The organism is Bacillus sp. JJ1521 (assembly GCF_036965165.1).
Classification (GTDB): domain Bacteria; phylum Bacillota; class Bacilli; order Bacillales; family Bacillaceae_L; genus Ferdinandcohnia.
The window spans coordinates 1-4,762 of record NZ_JBALOX010000023.1; the positions used below are offsets into that span (position 1 = coordinate 1).

Genomic DNA, 4,762 nt, shown 5'->3' on the forward strand with positions numbered 1-4,762 from the left:
TTTAAGCTGTCTGAAAATACTATCAACCTTTCTATCATTTCAGGTATAATAAAAATTGTTAGAGAACCGAAATATTTCATTAGGGGGTAAAATCATGACTAAGGTTAAAGAAAAACTACTAACCCGTGCCGAGGTACCTGTTGAGCAGACTTGGAAGCTTGAGGATTTGTTTCCATCTGATAAAGCATGGGAACAAGAATTGGCTGCTGTCGAAGCCGATGTATCGACCGTTACCAAGTTCAAAGGACAATTAGATAATGGTTCAAAGACATTATTAGATTGTTTACTTGCTGAGGAAAAATTATACAAGCGAATGATTTTAGTAGGTACATATGCAAGTCTACGTTTTAACGAGGATGCGACAAATCCAGAAAATCAAGGAAATGCGGCAAGGGTATCTTCTATTTTTTCAGGGATTAGTGCGTCACTTTCATTTATTGAGTCTGAAATCCTAACATTACGAGAAGGCACAATTGAACAATACATAAAAGAAGAAAAAGAGTTAGAGGTATTCCAGAAAAATTTAAATCTTATTTTGGAGAAAAAACCACACACCCTATCACCTGAAACGGAAGAAGCGTTAGCTGCTCTTGGTGAAGTTCATGATGCACCGTATATGATCTATCAACGAAGCAAAGCATCTGATATGACATTCCCTTCTTTTAACGATGATGATGGAAATGAGCTTCCTCTCTCCTTTGCGTTATTTGAGGATCGCTATGAACTGTCTGAAAATCCGACAATTAGACTNNTTTCTGATACGTTGAAAAAGTATCAAAATACTTTCGCTGCAGCCTACGCAACAGAAGTAACAAAGCAAGTGACACTTTCAAAACTGCGTAACTATGAATCTGTTACAGAAATGCTCTTGCATCCACAACAGGTTACGTTAAAGATGTACAATAATCAATTGGATATTATTCAAACCGAACTTGCACCACATATGCGCAAATTCGCAAAGCTTAAGCAACGCGTGCTCGGCTTGGAAAAAATGCATTTTAGTGATTTAAAAGCGCCACTTGACCCTGATTTTAATCCAAAAACAACTTATGAGGAAGCATCAAAAACGATTCTTGAGGCTTTAAAGGTAATGGGGCCAGAGTATAGCGAAATCATGAAAAAAGGTCTTACAGAGCGCTGGGTCGACCTCCCTGCAAACGTTGGGAAATCAACTGGTGCCTTCTGTTCAAGTCCATATGGAGCACATCCTTATATTTTAATTACTTGGACTGACACCATGCGCGGAGCGTTTATTCTTGCACACGAGCTTGGTCATGCAGGTCATTTTTATTATGCGAATGCAAATCAGCGTGTTGGAAATACACGCCCATCTACTTACTTCATTGAGGCACCTTCGACAATGAATGAGTTACTTCTTGCAGAGCATCTTTTATCAAAAACAGATGATAAGGAAATGAAGCGTTGGGTGATTCTTCAGTTATTAGGAACGTATTATCATAATTTTGTAACTCACTTGCTAGAAGGAGAATATCAACGTCGTGTATATGCTTTAGCAGAAAGCGGAAAACCGATCACTGCCCCTACGTTAAGTGCAATTAAAGGTGAAGTGTTAAAATCCTTCTGGGGAGATGCAGTAGAGATTGACGATGCAGCAAGCTTAACATGGATGCGTCAGCCCCATTATTATATGGGTCTATATCCATATACGTATTCTGCAGGATTAACAGCTTCTACTGCTGTAGCCCAGTTAATCAAAGAGGAAGGTCAGCCGGTAGTTGATCGTTGGATTGACGTATTAAAAGCTGGTGGTACTATGAAGCCACTTGAGTTAATGAAATATGCTGGTGTTGACATGTCTAAGCCAGACGCAATTCGCAAAGCAGTTGCGTACGTAGGTAATCTAATTGAGGAATTAGAAGGACTTTACGAATAAGATTGAAATGCCCAGAGCTATTCTGGGCATTTTCTATTAGAAAAACTCATAGAGTCCATCTGCAAAATAGTAATATTCGTTTTGATCAATAATTTGCTCTCTATACCCATCAAAGAAAACTTGCTTATCAGTTTCATTGTTGAATACAAAAGTCTCAGGACGAATGGCTAATGAAACGTCATATCGTGGATCACCTAGAGCGCTTCCTCCCCAATCGATTACACCGGTTATTAGTCCATCCTTTACCATCACATTATCAATTGTAAAATCACCATGTATTAGTGTTTGTTTGAACTCTTTAGGTTTATTTGTTTTGAGTTGGGTTAATAGTTCTTCGGTACCATCTACCTCATGATTTTTCAGGTTCACTTCTGCGTCCATTAGCATTTTCTCAAGCCATGGGACTTCACTAACAAGTTTATTTGGGCAAGAGGTGGAATGGATTTGGGAAAGAATTTTTCCATAGTTATAAATCAGTTCATGCCTTTTTTGTTCATTTTTTTCATTAGATAAAGCTGTTGCTAATGTTTCCCCTTCAACAAATTCAAATAAAGCCCAGGTTTGCTCCTCGTTTTCAAAAGATGAAACCACTTTGGGAATTGACAATGTCGTATTAGTCGTTAATTGAGAAACTACAAAAGTTTCCCTTTTCAACCATGAACGGTATAAAGGATTTTTGGCCCGTTTTAGAGCGTAGCGCCCTTTCTCCGTTTCAAGGATGCCGACATCAGATGTACATCCTTGTTGTGGAAATCGTATTGAATTGATGTGTTTAACAAATTCTTTAATTTTGTCCGGGATTTCTGTTAATTGTATTGGATTCATCTATTTGTACCTCAAAATTTCTTATGATTTTTCATTTAAAAAGAACATTCCTGCTCCCATAAGTGTATCCCTACCTCTTCAAGGAGCGCATTTGCTCTTTTTTCCATATTGTTTGGAAGATTGTCTTTGCTAAAGTACTCTAAATTTATGCTTTCTCCATCGTGCATTTCTAGATCACCGCTGACATTTTTAGCATGGAAAAGGTTAATTACACTATATGTTTCATCTCCACTTGGATACCGAAAATAATAACGTGGGCCAGAGAAAACACCAAGTTAAGCGAAGTGGCTCGCTGATAATCCGGTTTCCTCTTTTAGTTCACATCGGCAACTTCTTCAATAGTTTCCCCTCGCTCCATAGAACCTCCTGGCAAACCCCAATCCAATGTATCAGATCGATGTTGAAAAAGAATTTCTTTTTTATCATTAACAACAAGAATTGTTGCTCCTACAGTTATTATTGGTCGAGTACCGATTAATTTTCTTAGTTCAGATATATAACTCACAATTTATTCTCCCTATTATTTCTTCTAGGAAAATGCAATACCAATATTTTGTTTCTAACATGTACAAGCCATAATTATATTTCCATCTGGGTCTTGGAAATTAAACCAAGCAAAGTTTTCTCCAACCCTTTCAATTTCCCTTACGATTTCGATATCGTGCGAAATAATAAAATTATAGGCAGCATCAATATCATCAACTAGAAAATTAAAGATTGGATTTGGTGAAGGGCGATGGATAAAAGTTGGATCAAAAGCGTGATCATCAAGTGTTAGACTTGTCGGTCCCGTAATCGGGATATTATAAACCGGAGATTTCACCTTATTTAAGTCGTATTCAAGGTCTAGAATGTTGCTGTACCATTCAACTGCCTTCTTTAAATCCGAAATGTGAATGAACACACCACCCATTGTGTTTTTAATTGGCGATTCACTAGAAATTGCCATATGTAACACTCCTTATCGTAGAATTTGTTTTATAAGATTTATAGATTTGTCAACTGAAGTCTCTATATAGCCTACAATCTGATCAAATGTAAAAACATTTAAATTTTCATTAACACAGTCTTTGTTATACTCCATGTCCCCAAGTACATGGGAAAGGAAAGCTTCTACTTCTTTGGTCTTAACTTCTTCTAAATCAATAATTGTTACAGAGCCTAAATGTACTTCTTCTTTTAATTGGTTGGTGAATCCATAGTGTTCAAGTAGCTTTCCATTCAATAGTCTAAAATCATTGTGATACAGCTGTAAAATTTGCGGATCTTCTTCCATTCTATTTCTTAACCAAGGAAGATAAAAACCCTTTAACCAAATATCGTCAGCAATTAAATGTGAATAGTATCCTAGAATATAATGATTTTGCAAATGTACATTATATTTTTGTAAGAATCCGTTGTAGTCTATTTCTCTTGAATAATCTTCAACTTTCCCTTTATAGAAATGGGATAGATCTTTTTGGACAACTGCATCCGGCGCAATTCCTCCGCGCAAGAATGATTTTTTATCCGAAATTGACAAACAATCTGCTAATTTACTAGCAATTATGGCATGCATGATCCGTGACCCCATTTCTTCTCCCCCTTAAGAATGTTCCACATTTAACTTTTTTATTAATGATGGTAGTTCTTCCAAATCTTTGATTGTATAATCTGCATCAACATGGTCCCATTGATAATCCTTTTTCCAAACTCCTTTCATACCAACTTTACGGGCTGCTTTTACATCATTTTCTGGGTGGTCGCCCACAAATATACATTGATTTGGTTGCACATTTAGTTGTGCCAATGCTTTCATAAAGATTCGGGGATCCGGCTTTTTGATTCCTTCCCATTCTGAAATTAAAATGATGTCGAAATATTTTTCAATCCCCAATGCTTTAATATTATCCATCTGAAATTGTCCTTTACCGTTTGTAATGATTCCTAATTGAATTCCGTCTCCTTTTAGTTCTTCTAACATTGGTATAAGATTTGCGAAAGGTACACAATTATTTTTAAACATTGAGATATAATCTTCTAGGAGTTCTTCCCAGGTGATAC

General features: G+C 36.6%; 5 protein-coding genes and 1 pseudogene. 1 reads left to right on the forward strand and 5 read right to left on the reverse strand.

What is annotated here, in order from left to right; genetic code table 11:
- Nucleotides 1–94 precede the first annotated feature (94 nt).
- On the forward strand, nt 95–1,894 hold the full coding sequence (pepF, locus tag V7147_RS04540; RefSeq protein ID WP_335366674.1) for an oligoendopeptidase F: 1,800 nt from the start codon (nt 95–97) through the stop codon (nt 1,892–1,894).
- A gap of 36 nt (nt 1,895–1,930) precedes the next feature.
- On the opposite strand, the gene V7147_RS04545 is transcribed toward pepF, so the two are convergent.
- The 5 genes and pseudogenes from V7147_RS04545 to V7147_RS04565 form a co-directional block, all read right to left on the reverse strand.
- Nucleotides 1,931–2,719: a phosphotransferase family protein gene (locus V7147_RS04545; protein WP_335366675.1), complete on the reverse strand. Its 789-nt coding sequence runs from the start codon at nt 2,717–2,719 to the stop codon at nt 1,931–1,933.
- Between the two features lie 35 nt (nt 2,720–2,754).
- A pseudogene (locus V7147_RS04550) lies at nt 2,755–3,224 on the reverse strand (NUDIX hydrolase).
- Between the two features lie 54 nt (nt 3,225–3,278).
- Nucleotides 3,279–3,668, reverse strand: a complete 390-nt coding sequence (locus V7147_RS04555; protein WP_335366676.1) for a VOC family protein — start codon at nt 3,666–3,668, stop codon at nt 3,279–3,281.
- A 12-nt stretch (nt 3,669–3,680) separates the two neighbouring features.
- On the reverse strand, nt 3,681–4,292 hold the full coding sequence (locus V7147_RS04560; protein WP_335366677.1) for a hydrolase: 612 nt from the start codon (nt 4,290–4,292) through the stop codon (nt 3,681–3,683).
- Nucleotides 4,293–4,304: 12 nt separating this feature from the next.
- Nucleotides 4,305–4,762 (reverse strand): HAD family hydrolase (locus tag V7147_RS04565; protein WP_335366678.1); only part of this gene is annotated, 458 nt, incomplete at its 5' end.

Excerpts from the sequence above, each read along its gene's own strand:
- V7147_RS04545 (WP_335366675.1), bottom strand. The coding sequence starts at position 2,719 with ATGAATCCAATACAATTAACAGAAATCCCGGACAAAATTAAAGAATTT.
- V7147_RS04560 (WP_335366677.1), bottom strand. The coding sequence starts at position 4,292 with ATGGGGTCACGGATCATGCATGCCATAATTGCTAGTAAATTAGCAGAT.
- V7147_RS04555 (WP_335366676.1), bottom strand. The coding sequence starts at position 3,668 with ATGGCAATTTCTAGTGAATCGCCAATTAAAAACACAATGGGTGGTGTG.